This window comes from Eudoraea sp. (assembly GCF_039969275.1).
GTDB lineage: Bacteria > Bacteroidota > Bacteroidia > Flavobacteriales > Flavobacteriaceae > Eudoraea.
On record NZ_JBDVOC010000017.1, the window covers coordinates 99,182 to 122,360 of the forward strand.

The 23,179-nt window shown below is 36.0% G+C and carries 24 protein-coding genes; 2 read left to right on the forward strand and 22 right to left on the reverse strand.

Features of this window, described 5'->3' with window-relative positions; genetic code table 11:
* Positions 1 to 131: 131 nt before the first annotated feature.
* From ABJH90_RS16060 to ABJH90_RS16075, 4 genes are all read right to left on the reverse strand, one after another.
* Positions 132 to 485 (reverse strand): hypothetical protein, encoded by a 354-nt coding sequence (locus ABJH90_RS16060; RefSeq protein WP_348139886.1) that lies wholly within the window; start codon positions 483 to 485, stop codon positions 132 to 134.
* Positions 486 to 2,897: a penicillin acylase family protein gene (locus ABJH90_RS16065; protein WP_348139888.1), complete on the reverse strand. Its 2,412-nt coding sequence runs from the start codon at positions 2,895 to 2,897 to the stop codon at positions 486 to 488. It lies immediately after the preceding gene.
* A 114-nt stretch (positions 2,898 to 3,011) separates the two neighbouring features.
* On the reverse strand, positions 3,012 to 3,896 hold the full coding sequence (locus tag ABJH90_RS16070) for a YihY/virulence factor BrkB family protein (RefSeq protein ID WP_348139890.1): 885 nt from the start codon (positions 3,894 to 3,896) through the stop codon (positions 3,012 to 3,014).
* A 21-nt stretch (positions 3,897 to 3,917) separates the two neighbouring features.
* Positions 3,918 to 4,460, reverse strand: coding sequence for a DUF4287 domain-containing protein (locus ABJH90_RS16075; protein ID WP_348139891.1), 543 nt, complete (start codon positions 4,458 to 4,460; stop codon positions 3,918 to 3,920).
* A 444-nt stretch (positions 4,461 to 4,904) separates the two neighbouring features.
* Here ABJH90_RS16075 and katG point away from each other — a divergent pair, with 444 nt between their 5' ends.
* Positions 4,905 to 7,157, forward strand: coding sequence for a catalase/peroxidase HPI (gene katG / locus ABJH90_RS16080; RefSeq protein WP_348139893.1), 2,253 nt, complete (start codon positions 4,905 to 4,907; stop codon positions 7,155 to 7,157).
* Positions 7,158 to 7,244: 87 nt separating this feature from the next.
* On the opposite strand, the gene ABJH90_RS16085 is transcribed toward katG, so the two are convergent.
* The 18 genes from ABJH90_RS16085 to ABJH90_RS16170 all read right to left on the reverse strand — a co-directional run bounded on the left by ABJH90_RS16085 (position 7,245) and on the right by ABJH90_RS16170 (position 21,848).
* Positions 7,245 to 8,300: a bestrophin family ion channel gene (locus ABJH90_RS16085; protein ID WP_348139895.1), complete on the reverse strand. Its 1,056-nt coding sequence runs from the start codon at positions 8,298 to 8,300 to the stop codon at positions 7,245 to 7,247.
* A 177-nt stretch (positions 8,301 to 8,477) separates the two neighbouring features.
* A complete protein-coding gene (locus ABJH90_RS16090) occupies positions 8,478 to 9,098 on the reverse strand; it encodes a DUF998 domain-containing protein (protein WP_348139897.1) in 621 nt (206 codons plus the stop codon).
* A 96-nt stretch (positions 9,099 to 9,194) separates the two neighbouring features.
* A complete protein-coding gene (locus ABJH90_RS16095; protein ID WP_348139899.1) occupies positions 9,195 to 9,620 on the reverse strand; it encodes a GNAT family N-acetyltransferase in 426 nt (141 codons plus the stop codon).
* A gap of 37 nt (positions 9,621 to 9,657) precedes the next feature.
* A complete protein-coding gene (locus tag ABJH90_RS16100; protein ID WP_348139901.1) occupies positions 9,658 to 10,023 on the reverse strand; it encodes a YrdB family protein in 366 nt (121 codons plus the stop codon).
* A 73-nt stretch (positions 10,024 to 10,096) separates the two neighbouring features.
* Positions 10,097 to 10,648, reverse strand: a complete 552-nt coding sequence (locus tag ABJH90_RS16105; RefSeq protein ID WP_348139903.1) for a hypothetical protein — start codon at positions 10,646 to 10,648, stop codon at positions 10,097 to 10,099.
* 49 nt (positions 10,649 to 10,697) lie between these two features.
* Positions 10,698 to 11,303, reverse strand: coding sequence for a DUF1572 domain-containing protein (locus ABJH90_RS16110; RefSeq protein ID WP_348139905.1), 606 nt, complete (start codon positions 11,301 to 11,303; stop codon positions 10,698 to 10,700).
* A 117-nt stretch (positions 11,304 to 11,420) separates the two neighbouring features.
* Positions 11,421 to 11,936: a GNAT family N-acetyltransferase gene (locus ABJH90_RS16115; RefSeq protein ID WP_348139907.1), complete on the reverse strand. Its 516-nt coding sequence runs from the start codon at positions 11,934 to 11,936 to the stop codon at positions 11,421 to 11,423.
* A 75-nt stretch (positions 11,937 to 12,011) separates the two neighbouring features.
* Positions 12,012 to 12,578 (reverse strand): DUF1697 domain-containing protein, encoded by a 567-nt coding sequence (locus ABJH90_RS16120; RefSeq protein ID WP_348139909.1) that lies wholly within the window; start codon positions 12,576 to 12,578, stop codon positions 12,012 to 12,014.
* Positions 12,579 to 12,632: 54 nt separating this feature from the next.
* Positions 12,633 to 13,517: a hypothetical protein gene (locus ABJH90_RS16125; RefSeq protein WP_348139911.1), complete on the reverse strand. Its 885-nt coding sequence runs from the start codon at positions 13,515 to 13,517 to the stop codon at positions 12,633 to 12,635.
* A gap of 139 nt (positions 13,518 to 13,656) precedes the next feature.
* Entirely contained in the window at positions 13,657 to 14,526 is an 870-nt protein-coding gene (locus ABJH90_RS16130; protein ID WP_348139912.1) for an alpha/beta hydrolase, read from the reverse strand.
* A gap of 158 nt (positions 14,527 to 14,684) precedes the next feature.
* Complete coding sequence (locus tag ABJH90_RS16135) at positions 14,685 to 16,208, reverse strand: glycosyltransferase family 39 protein (protein ID WP_348139914.1); 1,524 nt, start codon at positions 16,206 to 16,208, stop codon at positions 14,685 to 14,687.
* Positions 16,209 to 16,370: 162 nt separating this feature from the next.
* On the reverse strand, positions 16,371 to 17,435 hold the full coding sequence (gene arsB, locus ABJH90_RS16140; RefSeq protein ID WP_348139916.1) for an ACR3 family arsenite efflux transporter: 1,065 nt from the start codon (positions 17,433 to 17,435) through the stop codon (positions 16,371 to 16,373).
* Between the two features lie 2 nt (positions 17,436 to 17,437).
* Positions 17,438 to 18,052 carry a protein-tyrosine-phosphatase gene (locus ABJH90_RS16145; RefSeq protein WP_348139917.1) on the reverse strand — a complete coding sequence of 205 codons (615 nt, stop codon included), beginning with the start codon at positions 18,050 to 18,052 and terminating at the stop codon, positions 17,438 to 17,440.
* A gap of 61 nt (positions 18,053 to 18,113) precedes the next feature.
* Entirely contained in the window at positions 18,114 to 18,443 is a 330-nt protein-coding gene (locus ABJH90_RS16150; RefSeq protein ID WP_348139919.1) for a metalloregulator ArsR/SmtB family transcription factor, read from the reverse strand.
* Between the two features lie 190 nt (positions 18,444 to 18,633).
* Positions 18,634 to 19,611, reverse strand: a complete 978-nt coding sequence (locus tag ABJH90_RS16155) for an NAD(P)-dependent alcohol dehydrogenase (protein ID WP_348139921.1) — start codon at positions 19,609 to 19,611, stop codon at positions 18,634 to 18,636.
* Between the two features lie 157 nt (positions 19,612 to 19,768).
* Positions 19,769 to 20,197, reverse strand: a complete 429-nt coding sequence (locus ABJH90_RS16160) for a DoxX family protein (protein WP_348139923.1) — start codon at positions 20,195 to 20,197, stop codon at positions 19,769 to 19,771.
* A gap of 82 nt (positions 20,198 to 20,279) precedes the next feature.
* Positions 20,280 to 20,753, reverse strand: a complete 474-nt coding sequence (locus ABJH90_RS16165; RefSeq protein WP_348139925.1) for a GyrI-like domain-containing protein — start codon at positions 20,751 to 20,753, stop codon at positions 20,280 to 20,282.
* A 102-nt stretch (positions 20,754 to 20,855) separates the two neighbouring features.
* Positions 20,856 to 21,848 (reverse strand): helix-turn-helix domain-containing protein, encoded by a 993-nt coding sequence (locus ABJH90_RS16170; RefSeq protein WP_348139927.1) that lies wholly within the window; start codon positions 21,846 to 21,848, stop codon positions 20,856 to 20,858.
* 176 nt (positions 21,849 to 22,024) lie between these two features.
* Between ABJH90_RS16170 and ABJH90_RS16175 the strand changes: the two genes are divergently transcribed.
* Positions 22,025 to 22,885 (forward strand): hypothetical protein, encoded by an 861-nt coding sequence (locus ABJH90_RS16175; RefSeq protein WP_348139929.1) that lies wholly within the window; start codon positions 22,025 to 22,027, stop codon positions 22,883 to 22,885.
* Positions 22,886 to 23,179: the final 294 nt, after the last annotated feature.

Consider the following 23,179-nt stretch of genomic DNA (forward strand, 5'->3'; position numbering starts at 1 on the left):
ATATTTTAAGAGTGCTTATACCTTTTTAGGAATAATCTTTTTTAATTCAAAAATATCTTTCCTCCGATGCCTGGGAATACGTATTCAAGTTAGGGGTGGATTGTTAATTAGTGACTGCTATTTTTAGAGCATTACTTTTTTACTAACACCAGGCATTGTTTTCCAAAAATGCCGGCTACACCAGCAGCCAAACCTCCAACAATACCTGTAACTAATATCAGAAGGGATGGACTACCACCCAAAGGTAATAATACTGCTATTTTTTTTGCCAGTATAAAGTCGTTATCGTTAGCCAGTAAAAATGAATAGGCTGCCCAAAATACAAAGACAGCTAAAAATGGGGTAAAGAAAACAGCTGCACGTTTTAAGGAAAACACTATTGCAGTTAAAAATGCAGCCATCATTACTGACCACCAGGGCAGAAAAAATGAAAAGACAAAGGCTAAAACAACTGTGGCCACAAAATTTAGGATTTTTGTTTTCATTTAGTTTGAGATTAAAGTTTGAGTACCAATTACAGCATCGGTTTTAATGTCGGATTGCAAAAAGTTTAAATTGTGGTAATTGCCTGCTGCCCAATCGTCTATAAAATTATCGTAATATTTGCTTCCCGGATTACCAGACTGACCACCGGGATAAATTCCTAAAGCAGTTGGTGGAGAGCTCATCTCCACAATCATTCGCCAGGAAGGACCATGATTTTTTTTGGCTGCGTTTACAATGTTTCCACCTCCCCCAATTGGTAGGTTAAACCTTGAAAACGCAGGTAAGGCCTGCAGCAAATGACCAACATAGGTGCTCTTATAGGCATTCCAGTTATAATCTCCATTTTCAGCTTTCCAACCCGTTAAGGATTTTGCTGCTTTTTTGAAACTTATTAAGAATAGATCTTTGGCGGTTTCGGTTTCAGGTGTTTCTACAATGTCCATAAATTCATCGTCGCCTTTGGTTTTTAGTAAATGAATGGTTTGGTAGGTGAAAGGTTTATCCAATGCAACATTATCAACATCGTATTCATCCCAAACCAGATCATTGAGTTCGCCCCACCAATTACTCCAAATACTAGGCCCCAGTTCTTCTGTATTATTGTTAAAGTCCCATGATTTTATTTCGTTGAATATGCTTAACTCTTCTTCCGTTAGCGTAGATGTATCCATAGTTTCAAAAATATAGGGTAGGAGTTCCGCCGCCTTAAGGTTATAATTGTTATTGTGTAAATCTTTAAAATCCTGAATGTTGAAGATGTCCTTAGAATTAAAAAAGTTGTTGATTACACGGTTTCTGTAGGTTTCATAACCATCGTTAAATACATAGAACGGATAGGATTCATCTACAGGATGCTGATTTGCTGAACTCACAAAGCCTCGTTCCGGATTTTTGGAGTGTGCATTAAAATGTTGTGGAATAAAACTTTGCCAGTCGTGTTGTGGATTGCTGCCATCCATTAAAAATTTACCCTGACCTTTCCATTTGTTTGGCAGTTTTCCTTGAACCCAAATGGCAATATCACCTTCGGTAGAAGCAAATACAAAGTTTTGTGCGGGGGCCGTATAATGTTTGAGGGCATTAACATAATCATCATAATTTTTTCCTTTGTTGAGCTCTAAAAATGTCCTTTGATTATTACCGCCTATATGACCTGACCATTTCATGGCATAGCCCGCAAGATTATTGTCGCCCATAAAGTTTTTGTCGTAAGCTACAGGACCATGATGTGTATAGCGAACAGAATCTATATAGCTAGGTTTGCCCTTTATTTTAATTTCTTCAACTCTAAAACTTACAGCTTTCCAATCATCACCATATTTGTAGTGTAGGCCTGTTTCATCTTTAAATTCAATTTTATACCAATCCAATACATCCCTGGTTGCGTTGGTTTCGCCCCATGAGATGTTAGTGTTAAAGCCTGAAATTATACCCAGGGCTCCGGGTAAGGTGGCGCCAAAAGCATTATGGGTTGGGGTACTTAATTGCATCACAAACCATATAGATGGGAGGTTAAGGCCTAAATGTGGATCATTGGCTAAAATAGGATTTCCCGAATACGATTTTTGAGCAGAAATAGCCCAGTTATTGCTGCCATTATCAGGATCCGGCTTGTCTAAAGTTTTTGGAATAGAGTCGAGCGGAAGCTCACTTTCTGGTGTTTCTGTAATAGGCACATCAATATAATCCCAATCAGTTCCTTTTGGAATAATTGGGTCTGTGATATTAAAGAAATCCGGATACAATAAATCGAAACGTTCTTTTCCAAACATTCGCATTGCATTGGTGTATTCTAAATCAGAATCTCCTCCTGCCAAATCTTTGGTCATGTACATTAAAAGTAAAGCTGTTTTTTTAACCGACCAGGGTTCTGGTTTATAATCGAGCAGTTTGTACTCTACCGGAAAGTCTTTAGGTTGTAATTGATTGATGTAGTTATTTACACCCTTAGCATATGCTTCGAGAAAAACCATAGTTTCAGTATCTTCTTTGATCTTTTCAATGGCTTGGTCGGCGCCAAATCCCATCCCTCGTCTGCGCTGTTGTCGGTCGTGGTTTAAAGCAGCTTCGCCAATAATTTCAGATAACCGACCAGCAGCAGCGTAGGTTTGAAATTCCATTTGCCATAGCCGGTGTTTGGCGGTAATATACCCTTGTGCATTGTATAAATCATTTTCATTCTGAGCGAAGATGTGCGGAATTAACTGTTCATCATAATGAACGGTAACCTTGTCCGTGAGCCCATCAATAGAAACAGTTCCCGTAATGCTTTCATCAGTTTCGTTTTGCCAGATACCTGTATATGGATTTAGAAATTTGCCGATGGGTGGAATGGAACCGAACTTGTTGTTCAGGCCATAAAAAACAGCTGCTGTAAGAAAAAGGGAAAGTGTAAACTTTAGGTACTTCATTTACGGAATTCATTAGGGTTAGTAAAATACTAAATAAAAACTAATGCTAAAGATTATAACAAAAACATATTTCCATTCGCTAATCTTTGCCTCTTCTATTTTTTGGTTTTTTATTTATTCTATTTGAATTGCCTTATCTGAAACTTGAATACTTTCCCCCAACATTTTAATACGCGAATAGGTAAAAACCGCTCCAAACAAAATAATCAGAAAAATATAGAAAACCCATACCATGATCACCATTACGCTTCCCGCCGCATCATACAATCCGGCAATATTGCTTTTACCAATGTAAAAACTAATCAGATATTTGCTCAAGCCTAAAAGAATACTAGTTAAAATGGCTCCAAACCAGACATCTTTCCATTTAAGTTTTACATCCGGGAGGAACTTAAAAATCATGGCTAGTTCCAAGGTGATTATAATAAAAGACAAGGCTGTAGAAGATAATAAAGCCAATGTGGTTGATGATCCAACGACCCAATCCTCCATATAAGATTCAAATGCTGTAATTAAGGTATCTATAACTAACGAAATTAAAAGGATAATAGAAAAGCTTATCAATAGTGCGAAAGAAAGAAACCTATCTCTTATAATTTCCAGAAACCCTGAATTCTCAGGTTTAGGTTTTACCTTAAAAATTTTATTAAGCGCATTTTGCATTGTAACCATACCAGTTGTTGATGTAAAAATCAAAACTGCAATACTGATTATTGTCCCCCAAATTGTTGACTCAAAAATATGAATATTTTCAATGGATTCAATCAATAGTTGTGCTCCTTCATTTCCAACCAATACTTCGATTTGATCAAATAATACGCCTTTCACGCCGTCCGCTTTATAAAATATTTTGGAAATGGAAAGGACTATAAGCAACATTGGAGGCAGCGAAAAAATAGCGTAATAGGATAATGCTGCTGAATGCGTAAAAATATCATCCTCATTAAATTTTGATACAGATTTTTTTAAAACATTCCAATAAAATTGTAACCCTGACATATCGAAATTTAATTGCAGTTATTATTCCGCTTTCAGATAGGCCTCTTGAAGCCATTCTTCCAGTTCGCTATCAATTTGAGACACTTCCGATAATTTCACCCGATGTGTGCACATAGTTCCAAATGGACCGGAATTTTCAAGACGGTCTGTTGTTGGCTTGTCTTTTATTTTTAATCCCAAATCAATTCTCGTTTTGGTGGAAGGTTTTATTAGCGCAAATTGTTTTTTTCTAATAACACTAACACTTGCTTTTTTTGGAGTTATGGTAACATCTTTTCCAAAGCTTTCAACCATGGTTAAGAGTTTTTCATAAATGGGTATTAAAGCTTCTTTTCCTTTATATTGATTTTTTACCAGATCGGTTGGCGTCGTATTTTCTTCTTTTGACAGTGTTACAATGGTGTTGGCAAAACCATGGGTTACTTTGTGTTCTTTCTTTAGAAAGTTAACAGCCTCAGAATGTTTAGTAAAAGACTTTAGTTTAAGCAGAGATTTCCACTCATTTAATGATTTCCCGGTTTTTTCGGGCATATTGTCTATCATTGTTTGCAGTGCTTTGTCCATAATAGATGTATTTTACTTTATCCGTTGCAATGTTTTTTCAAAGTATGGCCGATGTTCCGGATATGACACGGGCTCTCAACATTTTTAACACCTTCTAAAATAGTGAATTTGTACCTCAGTTTCAAATAGGATTGAGAGGTAGTATATATATTATTAGAAAGTTAATCCAATATAGGTCAGGGAACACGCTGCCGCACCTGGATAAATAGAAAAATTGAATTAAGAGTTAAATCTTTCATGGGTATTGAATTTCCATAGATAGTACTTTTAGAGTTATCTGCAGACACACAGATATACATTTTAAACCAACCAACTTTAGGAAAATATTTTACATATAAGGGTTATGCATTGGCCATAGTTATTTTCTATTAGAATCCAACTTAAATGAGCAAACATTTTGGTACTTTTACTAGGATATAAAAGGAATTAAAAATCGATCATATTATGGATAATAACAAGAGTCAAACTTCATCGTCTAATGCCACAAGCCACAGTGCTAATGGTGAGAGCAAATGCCCCTTTTTGAATGGGGAATTGCATCAAGCGGCTGGTGGCGGAACAACAAACCGTGACTGGTGGCCCAACCAGTTGAATTTGAGAATTCTACGGCAGCATTCCGGCTTATCTGACCCTATGGGAGAAGATTTTAATTATGCGGAAGAATTTAAATCGCTTGATCTGAAAGCTATTAAAAAAGACCTATATGCTTTAATGACCGATAGTCAGGATTGGTGGCCTGCTGATTACGGCCACTATGGGCCATTCTTTATCCGGATGGCATGGCATAGCGCAGGTACTTATCGTATAGCAGACGGACGGGGAGGGGCAGGATCAGGAACCCAGCGCTTTGCACCACTCAATAGTTGGCCTGACAATGCAAACCTTGATAAGGCACGTTTGTTACTTTGGCCGATAAAGCAGAAATATGGCAAGAAAATTTCTTGGGCCGACCTCATGATTCTCGCGGGTAACTGCGCACTAGAGTCAATGGATTTTAAGACATTTGGTTTTGGGGGTGGACGTGAAGATGTTTGGGAACCGGAGGGAGACATTTATTGGGGTTCTGAAGGTGAATGGCTTGGAGATAAAAGATATACCGGTGATCGTGAACTGGAGAATCCTCTTGGTGCGGTTCAGATGGGACTTATTTACGTGAATCCGGAAGGCCCTAACGGAAATCCTGACCCTCTTGCTGCAGCCAGGGATATACGCGAGACTTTTGGACGTATGGCCATGAATGATGAAGAAACTGTAGCACTTATTGCAGGTGGGCACACATTTGGTAAAACCCATGGAGCAGCAGATCCGGAACAGTATGTTGGTGCTGAACCAGCAGGTGCCAGCATTGAGGAACAAGGGTTAGGTTGGAAAAACACATACGGTACGGGTAATGCAGGTAGTACAATTACAAGTGGCCTCGAAGGTGCTTGGACTACCACACCTACAAAATGGAGTAATAACTTTTTCTGGAATCTGTTCGGTTATGAATGGGAGTTGACTAAAAGTCCGGCCGGAGCACAGCAATGGATTCCCAAGCATGGAATGGGTGCAGACACTGTACCGGACGCGCACGATCAATCAAAGCGGCATGCTCCTATCATGCTTACGACAGACCTCGCGCTGAGGTTTGATCCGGCCTACGAAAAAATATCTAAGCGTTTCCTTGACAATCCGGATGATTTTGCAGATGCATTCGCCAGAGCATGGTTTAAACTTACACACCGAGATATGGGTCCGATTGCGCGCTACCTGGGACCTGAAGTTCCTGCGGAAGAATTGATCTGGCAGGACCCTATTCCAAACTCCACAAAAGAACAGATTAGCGCTAAGGACATTGATCAGCTTAAGGGTAAAATACTTGATTCAGGATTGTCTGTTTCTCAACTTGTAGCTACTGCCTGGGCTTCCGCTTCGACCTTCCGTGGCTCTGACAAACGTGGTGGCGCTAATGGCGGGCGTATTAGACTTGCGCCGCAGAAGTATTGGGAAGTCAATAATCCGGCTCAATTGTCAACTGTTCTGGAGGTTCTTGAAGGAATCCAGGAAGAGTTTAACAAAGCACAGTCTGGTAGTAAGATGGTATCAATAGCTGACCTGATTGTTTTGGGTGGCTGCACGGGCATCGAAAAGGCCGCGAAGGATGCGGGTCAAAAGGTAACTGTACCTTTTACTCCGGGACGCACCGATGCATCAGCAGACCTGACTGATGTTGAGTCGTTCGCTGCCCTCGAACCAGCCGGGGATGGGTTCCGAAATTATTTCAAGCCTAAGCATAATGTATCAGCTGAAGAAATGTTGATTGACCGGGCACAACTATTGACACTAACAGTACCCGAGATGACGGTTCTTATTGGGGGAATGCGTGTGCTGAACACTAACTTTGATCAATCCAGTCATGGTGTCTTCACTAATAGTCCTGAGACTCTAACGAACGACTTCTTCGTAAACCTGCTCGATTTAGGTACAAGCTGGAAGGCGACTTCGGAATCCGATGACCTCTTTGAAGGTCGCGATCGTTCTACAGGTGATGTAAAGTGGACGGGTACCCGTGCGGACCTCATCTTTGGTTCAAACTCTGAACTCCGTGCACTTGCAGAAGTATATGGATGTGAGGACTCTCAAAAGAAGTTCGTAAAGGATTTTGTAGCGGCATGGGACAAGGTAATGAACCTTGATCGTTTCGATGATTTGGCTTAGTCATAATTCAATATGGTAGAATACCAATAATTATTAAAAGGTGGTCCGGTAACGGACCACCTTTTTTATATTGTATTGAATAATTCCTTAGAATTGTGTGTGATGTTTTATAGCGAATTGTTCCGGGATTTCTTCTTCAGATTCTCCTAAATTTTGTCTGAGGTCAATTTCAATTCCTCTTGCAATTGTAGAAATAGGAACATCATTCGCGGTGCCTTCAAAAGGATTTTCTCCGGTCCGGCCTATTCTTTCCATGGTATGGAAAATCCAGGCTACTATAATATAAAAGGGAATTGAAAACCAAACGAATAGCTTTCCGATAAGTGGACTTTTATCAATGAACTCACGACCAATTTCCGCAAATTGGGGTACCAGTGCCAGAGGCAACAGCAGTATAAATAACCACATAAAAAAGTGATTAAGAGTAGCGAACTGTCGTGGATATGGAAAGTTTTTAATACGTTCACTCTTGCCTTGCAGGGTAAAAAATTCTTGAATAACTCCTTCCAGTTCCAAAAAGGAAAATTCCCAAATTACCCCTTTTTCTTTGAGTTGTTTTAGATGGTGCGATTGCAGGTATAATAAAGCGGTTTGCTTATTACTTTTGCCCATAACATATGCATAATCACTTTCAGATATATAGGATTTTAAATCCTCTTCTAAAGTGGAATCTCGCTCTGGGGGTCCCATATCCCATTCTTTGTTAGTTTTATGCAGAAAAGCCGTTTCCCAGGGTTTAGATGCTCGCATGGCATGACGTAAAGCGGTCATCCACGCTATATGCCGATAGGTCAATGTTTTAATTTCTTTTTGGAGTTCTGAATTTTCCATTGGAATTTGAGCGTATTCATTGTTAACCATATCTTGAACAAACACCCCAAAAGTTCTTGAAGTATTTACGATTCCTCCCCAAATTTTTCTGGCTTCCCAGATTCTGCCATAGGCTGCATTATTTTGAAAACCTATTACAAAAGCTACTGCGGTGCCAATTAACGCTAAAGGAGTCCATGGAATTTTTAACCACTCCAAATCCAAAAAATAATAAGCGGCTACCCAGGAAATTATGATAGCCAAAAATAAAAATGTTTCGAAACGGGTCCACCAGGCCATTTCAAAGGCGGTGTAGCTTTTTTTAATGTGCATAATTCAAAGTTCTAAATAAATGTTTCAATAAACTACAAGATTAATCATTTCTGTATTACTGCAGGGTAAAGCCTGCTTAATGTCCATAATCCTTGTTACCGAAAATTATTTTCATTAGCAGATAAAGACCTTAAAAAATACCTGTTTACCTGCCCGACCGGCAGACGGGAATGATGTTTATTTTTTGTTAAGCTCTGGCTCCCCTACAATTAGGGATGAATAGATTAAACGAACGCTTATTAATGTACAATAAATGTAGAATGTAAAAAGCAAAAATCGCTGAACTATACCGTAATATTCCAAGGGATAAAGAGAGGGGGCAAAAGCTGGAGTTAAGTTTAAAAAAATACCCAGAACAATTAAAATAAAAGCAATTAGAGACAATCTTTTAAATTTCAAACCAAGTTGGTTCTTCCAACCTAAAGCAAATACTAATGGGGAAAAATAACCTAATGTCATTGAAAGACCGAAAACATTGTGTAGTGGATGTGGAGAAGGAAAAAAACCTATACCAAATTGGGATAACCCCGCAAACAAAATAAATATACCAGGCACAAGAGATAATTCTTTTTTCTTTGCAAAAGAGATAATTCCAATTCCAAACAGGATTAATAAGCAGCCAATACCAATACTAAATACTTGCCATTGTAAATAAAGCGGGGAGCCTTCTTCTCCTATCTCACTTACCGTCTGTGAAATGGCACTATAATCTTCTAATAGACTTCCTAAAATAAATGTTCCTAAAATAAAAGCGACTAATGTAATCCAACCTAAAGAAAGTAGTTTTTTCGTTTTCAAGATATTTTCGTTTTCATGAAGACGATTAGCTGCTTCAAATGTTACATCAGGACAATTGAGTACTTCAATTTAGCTATTGTTGCACGCACGCTAGTCCTAATCTTTGCTCTTTAATCTTAGGACAATGTTTCCACTCTCTTCGTGTGTGTATTTTTTAATTAACTCAAAACCATATTTAACATAAAACGCTCTTCCAATTTTATTTTTCTCAAAAACTTCTACCTCTAACTTTTTGTGTTCTTTTTTTACAAAGTCAACTAGTTGTGTGCCGATTCCTTTTGTATGATTTTTTGGTAGGACAAAAAGTCCACCAATTTCACTTTCTATCATACTTATAAATCCAATTATAGAATTATCTTTTTCAAACACCCAGGTTTCGGAGTCTGGTATATATAGGTGTCTCATATCCTTTTCTACCTTTTCTACAAATTTTGAATTTAAAAACGGATGTGCTAGTGTTGAGGCTCTGTACCAGATATCCATTATTTGTTCAAGATCTTGTGGCTTGTGTTTTCTAATCATTATAATCTTTTATAGTTTTCAATTTGGATCTATGCTATTATGACAGCAGCCATATGATGCGATCGTAGGATATTATGTAATGGAGAACCACAATAATACCAAAAACAAGGCTTACTTTATTAAATCCCATATTGTATAGCGACCATGTTGCCAGGGCAAAAAAACCTAATTCGATTGCAAAGCGGATAACACCAGGAGTTACAATAGGTGCTGAACCTGAACGGCTTGGGTCATTGTGTACTGCAAATGTTCCCCATATAGCGGCAAGAATAATTGGTATCCCGATTGCGAGAACGTATCTGAGCCATCCGTCACTTTGTTTCCAGCCCCACATACCGAAAGACACAAGCGAAGACATTTCAAGGAGAAATCGAAGTGCTAAATTGATTGGATGTGATCCCATAAGGTTAGATTCTGATAAATATCTAGTGCATATTTATTTTAGTAATACATCAATCTTTTCCCTAACATTAAAGTCAATTCATTTTACTTTTTTTTAACCCAATTTTTGAAGCAAGATACAATATACCTCTTCTCACAAATTTGTATGTAATTATAAATATTAGTGTCAATAAAATTCCAATTCCTACTGGTAAAATTACACCGAAGGTGTACGCCATTCCAATGACAAACCCAAGTAGATACTCTGGCCAGTATAACGGAACAAAAAATGATACCAGAACTAAACCAATCATCATATACCCCGGGAAATCCGAACCAATAGTAAAAAAGAAGGAAAGCAATATTCCAAATAAAAGAGCTGCAATAAATTTATAAATAATGTTAGTCGTATTTTGAGGAACTCCCGATTTCTCTTTATTAACTATTCTAACATGGATCCGATAAAGAAGATACCAAGTCAGTAATGGAAGGACAATACCACCCCACCAATTTGATATTCCCGGCAAGTCTGCTCGATGAAGAATATAATGTGTTGGGACACCTCCATGAAAATAATCCCAAACTAAATGACTCCATATCAACAGGCTTACAATCCCAGTAAAATAAATTCTGGTTTTTAACTTCATTTTTTATTCACTTTAAATCAGATTCGAGAAACCTAAATTACAATATTTATCATTTTTCCGAATCCTTTAGCATTTTTTTAATCAAAGAAATTTGTCCTAAATGATAGTAACTGTGTTCAATTATTCCTTCAATATTTCTGCGATAACTCCCGTATTTCGCATCTACGAAAAATTCTTCTAATTTTTCATCTGACATTAGTTCCACATGACTTGCAAACTTTTCTGCATTAGCCCACAGTTTACTCAACAGGCTATCCCAATCTTGTTTTGATTTAATTTTTTGAAGGTCAAAACTAAATTTATCGCGAATTTCGAGGGATCCTCCTTCGAAAACATTTAAAACTCCAGCTAAGTAATAATCAATATGGTAAGCAAGAGCAGCAATAGTATTTAACGACCCAATTTTGTTTGTTGCCTGCTTCCAGGTCACATCTGTTAATTGATCTTTAAAATTTGTATTGGCAATCCATTTACCTTTTAAAAGGACTTCCCTGAAACGATTTGCAATTTGATTTGAATTTTCCACGTGTATATTAGATGATTGAAGGTTTCCTATAGTGGCAATAATGGTCCTGACTATGCTTCCCGACAGAGGCCGGCACCTTGACATGTTTTTTATGCTGAACGGTGCGAGTTGGGTGGTTCGATTTCCCATTGAACCAAGCTTATATCTGAAATAATAACCAGTTTTATATTTTTTAAAAGTAAGAAAAAGTTCCTCTTATTAGCCAACAAACCATGCAGAATTTTGGCCATTGCTATCCACTTTATCTTATTGCAATTCTTTTGACATGGCAATAAATTTAAAGTTTTCCTTACCAATTGTAAAATCATGATTTCCGATATGCTGAAATCCATTTTTTCGATAGAAATTTATGGCACGTTCATTACTTTTAAGAACTGAAAGCCATATGCAGGAATTCCCTTTTTCTTTAGCTTTTTCAAGAATTAGGTTTTGTAGATTAAACCCAATTTTCATAGATAAGAAGTCCTTTAAGACATAAATTTTTTGAAGTTGGCAAACATCTTCCAGCGCAATGAATTTGGAATTTGAATTCAGTTTGAGTTTTGCATAACCCACAGCTAATCTATCTACGAAGGCTATCCAATATACATTGTTCGGTTTCGCTATACTATTTTCTATTTTGTCAACTGAGAAGGTAGCATTGAAATAATTAAGTAAATCCTGTTTATCCTTAAAAAAATGCCCGAAAGTTTCTGTAAAAGTAACTCTGCCGAGCAACGCAATAAATTCAGCATCATTCTTAATTGCTATTCTTATTTCCATTTTGCCCTTATGTTCCATCTTATGTTGCTAATTGTTGGTATATGAAGAGTAACCCCCCGATAGGGTGTTATGATTTCATATATTGTCATTGGCGGCTTTAAGTTTTAAGCCTATTCGTTCAATAGTTTTCCAATTTCGGGTGGTAATATCCTTTCCGAAATATTTCTCCAGAGCTCCCATAGCTTTTGGAGTTTTTGATATAGAAAGGTCCAGAACACTTAATATGGTTTGGTCCTTTTTTCCGATTATTATGTATGAGTTATCAGAACTTTTCCATGGCAGTTTCAAATTGGTCTTATCATTTTTCCGCAAAAATGAGACATATAATCTAATATCTTTTGTGAGTTTTACATCTTTGAATGGATTCTTGTTCAATAATTCATAAATCAGTTCAGATTTTCTAATTATTGTTGGAATGGAGAATCCAAACGATTTTTTCAAATGCTCTGAAACCTTCTTTTCAAGCATAGATATACTTTCACTGCTTGAATCAAAGATAATGTTGCCCGAATTTAAAAGAGTCACTATGTTTTCAAGTTCCAATTTTTGTAGTTCTTTTTTCAGGTCTGCCATGGGAACTTTATGATGACCACCAACATTAATTCCTCGTAGGAAAGCAACATATTTTTCTGAATTTTTCATTCAATATAGTTTTTACTTAAAAGTGTCGAATGTATTTAATGCGTGGTCACTTTTTCAATTTACTTTATACACATTATAATTCCTGGACCATTCAATTGATTGACCAGGTTTAATAAATATATGAAAGAATAATTCCGGACTTATTACATGCTTCCATCCCCAAAGATTCACTTTATTTGTTTGAAAACTTCCGGTTTCTCTAATCCCAATTTTACTATCAAGATTTATTAATTCCCATTCTGCATCAGCATTTTCACTACCTGTGAGGTTACTAAAAAAGAATTGCTCTTTAGGTGTACCATTAAATTTAATTTCATTTTCCCCGATATCCACTTTTTGTTCAGGATTAACCGTTTCCTCAAATAACTCAGGTTTTAATTGAAAAGGAAATTTTAATATATAATTGTCTCCTATTAAATCATTATTTATTGCCGTAAAATTGTGGACGTATTCATTTGTAATAATATCTTTTTCACCGGTATTTTGTAAATAATATTTAATTGTAAAACTACTTTTATGTAAAATAATTTCTTTTCTCAATAAATACGAATAACCATTAATAGCTTCTGATTTACAGTTAATTAAAATTCTATCTGCTTCAGTAATAACTTTAAATTTGGCTGGCTCAATCTCGTAAGTTTTGCTAAACAAGTATTGATTATCCTCTTTTTTTAATAAGCCCACACCTATTTTGTGAAACCAACCACCTATGTCGGTCTCCTCAAAACCTAATGCTGTATCAATTCCGAATTCATTATAAAATCCTTGTCCAAAATGATTCTCATTTTGACAATCAGTTCTTTCTACACCTGACAATTGAATATTTTGAAATTTTACTTCCACAATTTTTCCGGTCCAATCAAATCGTGAGAAATTATAATTTTCAAGAGGAAAATCAATTTGTATTTCCAGGTTTTTATTTTTAAGTATATGCGCCATAGCAAGAAAAGAGGAATAAATTAAACCTAAAAGAACAGTTTATAATATTTACATGCAATCAATATCTGCTAATGGTTTGTGTATGAAGCGCAGTGGCAATTAGCCACTATGATTTTATACACGTTGTTGTGCGTTCGTATTATTCTAATGTTTTACTTTCTTTTAAGAACATAAGTATATTCGAATTATACTCACTAAAATTATCTTCATGCATGATATGTGAAGCATTTGAAATTTCCACTCTTTTCACATTTATAAAAAGCTCTTCTAATCTATCTGCCAAATTACCAAATACCTTTGGACTTTTTTCTCCTGTTACAAGAAGTACTGGAAGATCTATTTGTTTTAATTTTTCTGGATTTAATGGCAAAAATCCCGAACCAGTCAATTCCGCAGCAGTTAAATTAATTAATGCTTGTTCTTTTCTTTTCTCTGAAAGATTGTTGAAGAATTTTTTACCCAATATTGCCTTTGCAGTTAACTGCATTGCTGAAACCATATCCTTCTTTTGAGCAGCTTTAGTCGCAGGATCTATTCCTGTTGCTCCAAGTTTAATAATTGAAATGGCTGTTTTAGGTCTTTTAATTAGAAGCGATATAATTTCTCCTGGTTTCGGAGTATTACTAACAAAAAGTCGAATTGCAGGAGGCTCAGCCAAGATAATTTTTTTAATTATCTCTGGATTGGTACAAGCCAGTTCAATTCCCATTAATGCTCCATATGAATGTCCAATTATAATTACAGGGGTGTTTCCAAAGTAATTAATAAATGCCCTTAAATCTTCAACATGCTCTTTCATTGAATAATCATTTCCCGCTTCAATTTTCTTATTAGGATAATGATATCTGCGACTATATGCTATTGCATGATAATTTTTTGAAAGAACAATTATTTGATTTTCCCAAGTGCGATAATCACTTGATGAGCCATGTATTAAAATTATTTTTTCTCCGGAACCCTTTTCTTCATAATTGAATTCATAATTATTGACAGATACTGTTTTCTTCATAGTCCGGTGGTTTTTGTTTTCTGAAATTTATGACGCACAATAGTTCGTATAAGAATAGTAGCCGATTTTGGGCTTTATCCCTATAAAATTATAAAAAAGCCGTAACGGGCTACAACCTTTTAATATAGTCCTAAACATTCTATTATTTTTATACATTGTTAGCGGTAGTTTTTTGTTTCATAAATTTCATTTTCTATTCTTTTATTAACATCAATTTTAGCATCTGTAAAAGAAAAAATCATTGTTTTGTATTCCCTTGCATATGGATTAGTTATAGAATCAGACAAAACAGCAAAATTAAAATACGGACTGGTTTCTTTCATCTCATTATCTTTTTCTCGATAGTTCTTAACCCTTATCAGATTAATATATTTCCGGTCAAGATTAAACCAGTTAACATAGTCTGCGTTGAAAGAAACCGCCTTAATTCCCACTTTTGTATAATAGTTTATCGCTCCTGCTTGTCCATAATTATCACAGATCACAAGTGTTTGGTCTGGATTGGGTAACTTTAAATAAATAGAATCTACTTTTTGAGCTAATTCTTGCCAACCCAGCATATCTGCAAAATCCTGCGGCAGTAAATGATCTTTACCATCTTCCCAGCGAAGCAGGCCATAAGATTTGTAGCGCTTTGAATGCGCTACGATATACTCCGGACTTTTATTTGGAAATGCAATACTGAAGATTGGTATAAAAACTATTACTGGAATGGCAATAGCTAAAGGTTTTAAATATTTTTTCCATCCTTCATTTAAAAGATTTGCAAGAAAAACTGAACCAAAAGAAATATAAATAGGATAAAGTCCTATTGCATAGTAGTCCTTGGCTTTGAAATATAGAAAAAGAATGAGCGTAAAAAAGAATGTCCAAAAGAAAGGCCTATACTTTCTGAAGGATTTGTAAAAAAGTAAGGCATATAGGGCGAAAGCAATCACAAATAAAGAACCCATAAAAAAAAGTAATTGTGATTTTAAAAAATCTAGTCTGTCAACATTTACCAATTGGGTGTCTGCCAATTCATTTAAATGATGAACAACAGGAAAATTGTTATTGTATTGCCACAAAAGGTTAGGTAAAATGAGTAATAAGCCTAAAAAAAGAGCAATGTATAGTTTCTTTTGAATAAATACTTTACGTTGTTCAGTTAGTAAAATAGCAGGTAACAGGCCTAAAAGCAGAAAAACGATATTGTATTTGTTTAGAAAACCAAGGGCAAATACTATTGCCGCTAAAAAAAGCCATTTCGTTTTTTGGGTGTTAAAATATTTAATAATAACGAAGTAAAAAGCTGTCCAACTTAAAACGTCCAGGGAATTTGGCTGATACAATGTGTTTAACCTTAAAAGAGCAGAAAATAAAATACAAGTTGCACCTAATATCAATGCAAACAAATTCCCTTTTAGTTCTTCAATTGTTTTCCAAACTACAAGTATTGTTAGAGCACCAAACAATGAAGGAAAAAATTTAACCCAAAATACGGAATTGCCTAAAAAATAGATAATACTGGAAATCCAGGAAGTAACAGGTGGAACGGATAAATAACCCCAGGCCAAATGATGTGCCTGATCAAGATAAAGGTATTCGTCTCTTTGTAAGTCGTATTCAGGGCTTATTAAAATGTATTGTAGTAGAAACTTTAAAAATATAAAGCCTACTAAAACCCACGTCTTTTTATTCATTGGTATTCGTATTAAATTGCCGCTTACGATCCTGGCTAAAATTAGTCGAGGATTGGGTTTTTATGGAAGAACTGGATTAAAGTTAGATAAATCCGGATTATTCCGGTAGTCTTTTTTTCACGATCGCTGTTTATTATATGCTTTGCTACCCATTAACATTTTCTATCCTGTTCGGTTTTTAGCGTAGTCTTTTCCGTAGTACTTTTTCCGTAACCAAAATGAAACCCGAACCAATAAAATTAGAGCGGGAACTTCTACTAAAGGACCAATAACCCCTGCAAATGCTTGTCCAGAATTCAGTCCGAAGACTGCTATGGCAACAGCTATAGCCAATTCAAAGTTATTTCCTGCCGCTGTAAACGCTACTGAAGCGGTTTTATCATATTCTGCTCCCGTTGCTTTTGTAAAGAAAAAGCCAATAATGAACATTAAACTAAAATAGATAAGAAGTGGAACAGCTATGATTAATACGTCCATTGGAATTTCCACAATCAACTCTCCTTTTAATGAGAACATTACAACTATAGTAAATAAAAGTGCAATCAAAGTCATTGGCGAAATAGTTGGAATAAATTTTTTCGTGTACCATTCTTCGCCTTTGAGTTTTACCAAAATCAATCGGCTCAAAATTCCCAACACAAACGGAATACCCAAATAGATAGCTACACTTTCGGCAATAGTTCCAATTGAAATATCCACAATTGCACCTTCAAATCCGAAATAAGGTGGAAGAACGGTAATGAAAATCCAAGCATAAAAACTGTATGCAAAAACTTGAAAAATACTGTTCAGCGCTACCAAACCTGCACCATATTCGCTGCTGCCTTCGGCAAGGTCGTTCCAAACGAGTACCATTGCAATGCAACGGGCCAAACCAATCAAAATCAGTCCAACCATATATTCAGGATAATCCCGTAAAAATGTGATTGCCAAAACAAACATTAAAACAGGACCAATAATCCAATTGAGGATTAGTGAAATAGAAAGGATTCTTGTGTTTCGGAAAACTTTTGGCAAAAGTGAATAATTGACCTTTGCCAATGGTGGATACATCATTAAAATTAATCCGATGGCAATGGGGATATTCGTTGTTCCACTGCTGAAAGAATTTATAATGTCTGGAAATGAAGGGACAAAATAACCAATTGCAACACCCAAAGCCATTGCTATGAAAATCCAAAGTGTCAGATAACTGTCGAGAAAACTTAATTTTTTATTGGAGGCCATATTTAAGAATTGATTTGAGAGAAAACGTAAAATAGTTCGGTTGCAATTTGCAGACTTCTTTCGTTGTATTTTTCTGCCTGTTGCGGAGTATTGTCAAATGCTTTTGGATCTTCAAAAGTTATTGGAATTCGTTTTTCTGCACCTGCAAGAAAAGGACAATCACCATCTGCCTGCGAACAAGTCATTATAGCTGCAAACTCTGATTTTGGGTTAAAAGGGTCATCGAATTTTTTAGAAAACCCGATTATAGGATGCTCGTTTTCTGCATATTTAATGCTGTAAATTGGGTTTATGTTTTCTGAAATCGTTTTTACTTCAAAACCTGAATTCTCCAAAGTTTTGGCAGCCATAGGAAAAAGAGCTGTAGATTCCGTTCCGCCCGAATAGCAAAACACATTTTTTATATTAAAATAAAAAGCCATTGTTTGTGCCCAAACTTGTGATAAATGACTTCTGCGAGAATTATGCGTACAAATAAAGTTTATACGAATTTCTTGGTGGTTATCTACTTTTATTTGGATAAAATCTATTAATGCCTGAAGGGTTTTTTTGCGTGCCTCCGATATACTTTCATTATTCAATGAATTGATAGTATTTTCTATTTTGTTAAATAGCATGGTTTTAGTTGATATTGGTTATTTGTTAATTGCGGTGCTCCGATTGATGAATTGATTTATTTTAACAACAATCTCCTTTTGGAATGTCCTGGTCTAAAAACTGTAACATAACTTTTTTCATTTTAGTCCAATTTTCGGGGTTGATACAGTAACAAACACTTGTTCCTTCAACCTTGCCTTTAATTAAACCCAAATGTTTTAATTCCTTAAGGTGTTGAGAAATGGTCGGTTGAGCAAGCCCGATTTCGTTTACCAAATCTCCGCAAGCACAATTGTCAATTTTGAATAAATGCTGCAAAATCGCCACTCTAGCGGGATGCCCAAAAACTTTCGCAAATAAAGCAATTTCGTTTTGCAGGTCGGTAAACATTTCCGTTTTGGCTAATCCCATAATATTCATTTATTAGTTCATTGCAATATTACGATTAAAATTCTAATACGCAGTTATTATAGGGTATAGTAAGTAACAGTTCTTTTACTTTTTTTAGCGTTGGCTGTAGTGGTTTAAAGAAAAAATAAATATGCACTAACTTCAGAGAACCGGACCAGGGTTTTTCATAGGAGCCGTTGTTGTGGCACTGTTAGTTTACTGAAATTACAATTTTACCATTGTGCAGTCCATCTCCAAATCGTTGAATTGCCCAAGGTAATTTGTCAAAAGTATAAGGACCATCTATAACACAATTTATCTTGTTGTCCTCATAAAGCTGATTGATGTACTCCAAGTCCTTATTAGCTTTTAACATGACCATGTGCACACGTTTCTTGCTAAATAACTTTAGTATCGGACTCATATAAAGCATTTGCAACAGCTTGCCGGACTTACCACCTATTGAAATGTATTTTCCTTCCGGTTCAAGAACCTTTAAAAATTTCCAGAGCGATCGATTGGTCTTGCAATCAAGGATTAGATCATATTGTTGATCACTCTTGGTAAAGTCTTCTTTTTTATAGTCAATTACGTTGTCAAACCCTTGAGTTTCCATCGCTTTTAATTTTTCACCAGTATCGACCCCTGTAACATCCGCGTTGTAAAGTTTTGCTATTTGAAGTCCAAATGAACCAACACCACCGCCACCGCCGTTGATCAGGATCTTCTGGCCATCTTTTATCTGTCCCGCATCGCGCAGACCTTGTAGGGCAAGCATTGCTGCGTGTGGAATACTAGTTGCCTCTTCAAAACTCATGCTATCTGGCTTTTGAGCAAGTGCTTTCTCATCTATACAAAGAAACTCAGCAAAGCTGCCAAACCCGAATTCTGAGATGTCACCGTAAACGGCATCACCGGCTTTAAACTTTGTAACATTATTTCCGACTTGCTCCACAATTCCTGCTACCTCCATTCCTGGTATCATTAATTTTTTCCTGGGACTAAATATCCCAAAGAACAGGCGATAAGCAAAAGGCCTTCCAGTGGTAATGCACCAATCGTAATCATTGATCGTTGTTGCACAAACTTTAACCTGAACCTCGGTATCATTTGGTTCAGGTTGTTCGGCTTCTATAAGCCTAAGAACTTTGTCAGGCTCTCCGTAGTTTTTAATATTATATGCTTTCATATTTACTAATGTGCCACAACGGCCGGGCTAATGTTGTTGCCTGGGTTAGAACTTAATTTTGCAATTTCACACCAAGCTGAAAATTACGCAGGAATTTTCAGAGAAGGGGAGAATTAGCAATTACTAATAGCCATTGCTGTAACCTGGCTATAATTTTTTAGCTTTTTTTTGAAAGTATTGAATCTATTTCCAGATATTTTTCATTCATGATACTTAGTCCAAATGCCCCGGCAGAAGCTGCAAATACTGAGTAATCCAAAGCTCCTTTTATTCCGGTTGAAAATGTAATCGCCAGAGCAAAGATTAACATAAGAAATCCGCTTAATTTTGCAATAAGCTCCGTTTTAAAACCTATAATCAGACAAATTCCAAATAAGGTTTCCGCAGCTGTTGCTATGACTCCAAAAGCGGGGACCAACGTTTCCGGAATTAGAGGATTAATAAATTTGGTATATTCTAAGAAACTTTCCCAATTTCCCCAGGCAGATACTTCTGCAGGCCATAATCCAAATCTATCTGCAACAGCAGATAAAAAACCAATTCCAATTCCAAATCTTAAAAAGAGTTTAATGATTTTTTTATTCATGTTTATATCGTTTTGCTTACGTACAACCGATGGTGTAAAAATAGCTTTAATTAATTTTATACAATGTTCGATCCGGGCTTTATTATTTCCTTATTGGTATCCATATTTCTTCTTCTGAATTTGGATCATTGTTCTGGTATTTTTCTCCTAATACCTCAAAGTGAGGTCTGTCGTCCAATTGATATTCTGAACCCGGTAACCAAACCATAAAAATATATTGAAATATACTGTTGTCATTGCTATAGCCTTTGTAATCAAAAACGGCATAAAGCCCTCCTGCCAAAGTGAATGATTCCATTTCTTTGGGAATAACATCAAAGTCTGTTACTTCGACTGTCGCCCACTTTTCAAACTCATTGCTCGGTTTAAAATCTTCGTAATACAATGAATCATAAACTTGCATTGAAATCATCTCTGTTGTTAAGTTGTTCTTTATTTCATTTCTTCTTGGCATAAACCCACCCCAAAGTCGACCAGTTAAATTATTTGTTAAACTCATCCTCAATCGTTTACCAATTAATTTCTTTTCTTTTAAATTTTTTATCCTTGGTTGCATTTAATTTCTGTCCTTAATTTTACTTGCACCTAACGTTCAGTATATGGTGCGTTTCAAGGCAATATATACATTGTTAGGTCTCGTTATTTATTCTATTTAAAACTACGCAAATGCCATTTCCCGATTATACTTTCTTTGGTATTCTTTGGGTGATAGACCAGAATACTTTTTAAAGATATTGCGAAATGCTTTTTCATCATTATATCCGATACTAAACATTACTTCCAAAATGGTGTTTGTCGTGGATTCCAATCTCTTTTTAGCCGACTCAATTCTCACTCTTTGAATGTATTCAAGAGGAGTGTTAGAAGTGGCTTTTTTGAATCTTCTTAAAAAACTTCTACCATTTAAGTGAACACTTTCTGCAATAGTTTCGACATTCAGTTTATGTTCGAAGTTATTCTCAATGTATTCTTGAGCCATTTTTATTGGTTCATCCGAATGCTCTTTTTGCCCGCTGAATATTATGAATTCACTTTGACTTACTCGATCGAATTCTATTTCTGAAATCTTTGATGTCCAAATAGCGGTTTCTCTTCCAAAAAATCGCTCGATCAGATATAGGGCGAAATTAAGGATGGAGTAGGCTCCTCCACTTGAATAAATCCCGTTATCTTCACAAATGATGCTTTCAGGGATTAGGTTTACAGCAGGATACTTTTGCTTGAATAATTCGTGAGCAGTCCAATGTGTTGCACAATTCTTTCCATTCACTAATCCAGTTTCAGCTAAAAGAAAAGCTCCTTTACAAAGACTTGCTAACTCTGCATCATTGACAATTCGTTGTTTTTTTATCCAGTCCACAAAGCTTTGATTGTCTTTCACGCCTTTTTCCAGATTCCCGCTTATTGGAGATATGATGATCAAATCGGTTTTCTGAACTGATTCAATACTTGCAGTGGGATTTATAGTAAAAAGTTTTTGATAGGTAACCGGTTTATCATTAATGCCAACCAAGTCGATACTAAATAATGGTTTAGACAACCTATTCAATCTCTGATGATAGGAGTTTGCCATTTTGAACATATTATAGGGTGCAATAATGGTATCGACAATGCTATTACCTAAAGGCACAATTATGCTGATATGTTTCATAATTTACAAATTATTGTCAAAGTTATAAAAACAAATTGTCGTAAACAACCCCTTAAATAGTCGTAAAAGACACCCATAAAATAGCTTATTGCGCCATATATTTGTTAAGTATATTTATATAATGGAAAAATTTAATCTAAACTGAGTCTTGAAATAGGCTCGTAAAAACAATAATTATGATTCAATCGAAAGAAGCTTTGCCAGATTTTCTAGCTCAACCAACGAAACTAGGACAAGAGATTAGTATTACTGGAAAGTGGCTTCCTTTAAAAAAAGGAGGATTATTCAGAAAGTCTGCCGAATCAAAAAAGATGCTACAAGAGTGGGAAGACATACATTCTGGAGCCAAACAACATAATGGTATGTTAGCTACCGAAATTAACCATGCCATTGGACAAGATGCAGTACTTGTTCATCATGTTTTTAAGAACCCCGAATCCTTATTGGCGTATTTCTCGACAACTGCAGAGCAACATGCCAGTGCTCTAATGGCTGTTGCTAAACCTGAGGTTCATCTGATCAGAGGTTTAAACATCAGTGATGAGGTAAGGGATGCTTTGGCCTCCAAAAATGTCAAAGGGAGTTTTGGTGAGCATCTTTTTGGTTATGTGAAGAACGATTATCAAAGGCCAGATCCGAAAAAGGCCATACAAGTGACTGCAAAGTGGACGTGTAAAGAAGAGGGGTCAATAGAAGATTTGATCTATTGGTGGCAACGTGTAGGAACTGATGCTTATGATATGGAAAAGGGCTTAGTGAGATTCGAAGTATACAGGGTAATCGGGGAAAATGCCTTGATTATACACGAGACATTCGATACCAGTGATGAGTTGCAGTTCCATCTTTCAAAAGGTACCGCAGCTAAATATAAAAACGACATCGACGGAATTGCATTCCCTGAGAATTACTTTTTCAGAGGCCCTGTCTCATGGATGATCCGTACATATTCCAAGTTCTTGCATTTACCGGCTACATACTCAAGCCAGGGTAGCAACTTCACTCAGGATGGAGGCAATATGAGTGATGGAAAATTTTAATTTTTTGGGTTAATGATGTTTTTATATTACTGCCAACGTTAAGTATAAGAATAGTAACCGATGGCGGACGAATTACTTATCAAACAGTTACAATTTTTGAAGCGTGCGACGGATCTTAACATATCTACCATCATGGTTATTATTTTTACACATTGTTATGCGCTTAAATTTTTAGCTTCTCAATTTTTTTCGCTCTTTTCCGAAAATAGGTTATTTACTTTCAATGAAATCCGGTTCAATATCAGAAGCTTTATCCAGATTGGAACTATCTTTTCTTTGTTCGCCAACATACTT

Bases quoted from the DNA above. Each gene is read 5' to 3' on its own strand.
- ABJH90_RS16060 (WP_348139886.1), bottom strand. From the start codon at position 485: ATGAAAACAAAAATCCTAAATTTTGTGGCCACAGTTGTTTTAGCCTTT.
- ABJH90_RS16065 (WP_348139888.1), bottom strand. From the start codon at position 2,897: ATGAAGTACCTAAAGTTTACACTTTCCCTTTTTCTTACAGCAGCTGTT.
- ABJH90_RS16070 (WP_348139890.1), bottom strand. From the start codon at position 3,896: ATGTCAGGGTTACAATTTTATTGGAATGTTTTAAAAAAATCTGTATCA.
- ABJH90_RS16075 (WP_348139891.1), bottom strand. From the start codon at position 4,460: ATGGACAAAGCACTGCAAACAATGATAGACAATATGCCCGAAAAAACC.
- katG (WP_348139893.1), top strand. From the start codon at position 4,905: ATGGATAATAACAAGAGTCAAACTTCATCGTCTAATGCCACAAGCCAC.
- ABJH90_RS16085 (WP_348139895.1), bottom strand. From the start codon at position 8,300: ATGCACATTAAAAAAAGCTACACCGCCTTTGAAATGGCCTGGTGGACC.
- ABJH90_RS16095 (WP_348139899.1), bottom strand. From the start codon at position 9,620: ATGATTAGAAAACACAAGCCACAAGATCTTGAACAAATAATGGATATC.
- ABJH90_RS16100 (WP_348139901.1), bottom strand. From the start codon at position 10,023: ATGGGATCACATCCAATCAATTTAGCACTTCGATTTCTCCTTGAAATG.
- ABJH90_RS16105 (WP_348139903.1), bottom strand. From the start codon at position 10,648: ATGAAGTTAAAAACCAGAATTTATTTTACTGGGATTGTAAGCCTGTTG.
- ABJH90_RS16110 (WP_348139905.1), bottom strand. From the start codon at position 11,303: ATGGGAAATCGAACCACCCAACTCGCACCGTTCAGCATAAAAAACATG.
- ABJH90_RS16115 (WP_348139907.1), bottom strand. From the start codon at position 11,936: ATGGAAATAAGAATAGCAATTAAGAATGATGCTGAATTTATTGCGTTG.
- ABJH90_RS16120 (WP_348139909.1), bottom strand. From the start codon at position 12,578: ATGAAAAATTCAGAAAAATATGTTGCTTTCCTACGAGGAATTAATGTT.
- ABJH90_RS16125 (WP_348139911.1), bottom strand. From the start codon at position 13,517: ATGGCGCATATACTTAAAAATAAAAACCTGGAAATACAAATTGATTTT.
- ABJH90_RS16130 (WP_348139912.1), bottom strand. From the start codon at position 14,526: ATGAAGAAAACAGTATCTGTCAATAATTATGAATTCAATTATGAAGAA.
- ABJH90_RS16135 (WP_348139914.1), bottom strand. From the start codon at position 16,208: ATGAATAAAAAGACGTGGGTTTTAGTAGGCTTTATATTTTTAAAGTTT.
- arsB (WP_348139916.1), bottom strand. From the start codon at position 17,435: ATGGCCTCCAATAAAAAATTAAGTTTTCTCGACAGTTATCTGACACTT.
- ABJH90_RS16145 (WP_348139917.1), bottom strand. From the start codon at position 18,052: ATGCTATTTAACAAAATAGAAAATACTATCAATTCATTGAATAATGAA.
- ABJH90_RS16150 (WP_348139919.1), bottom strand. From the start codon at position 18,443: ATGGGATTAGCCAAAACGGAAATGTTTACCGACCTGCAAAACGAAATT.
- ABJH90_RS16155 (WP_348139921.1), bottom strand. From the start codon at position 19,611: ATGAAAGCATATAATATTAAAAACTACGGAGAGCCTGACAAAGTTCTT.
- ABJH90_RS16160 (WP_348139923.1), bottom strand. From the start codon at position 20,197: ATGAATAAAAAAATCATTAAACTCTTTTTAAGATTTGGAATTGGAATT.
- ABJH90_RS16165 (WP_348139925.1), bottom strand. From the start codon at position 20,753: ATGCAACCAAGGATAAAAAATTTAAAAGAAAAGAAATTAATTGGTAAA.
- ABJH90_RS16170 (WP_348139927.1), bottom strand. From the start codon at position 21,848: ATGAAACATATCAGCATAATTGTGCCTTTAGGTAATAGCATTGTCGAT.
- ABJH90_RS16175 (WP_348139929.1), top strand. From the start codon at position 22,025: ATGATTCAATCGAAAGAAGCTTTGCCAGATTTTCTAGCTCAACCAACG.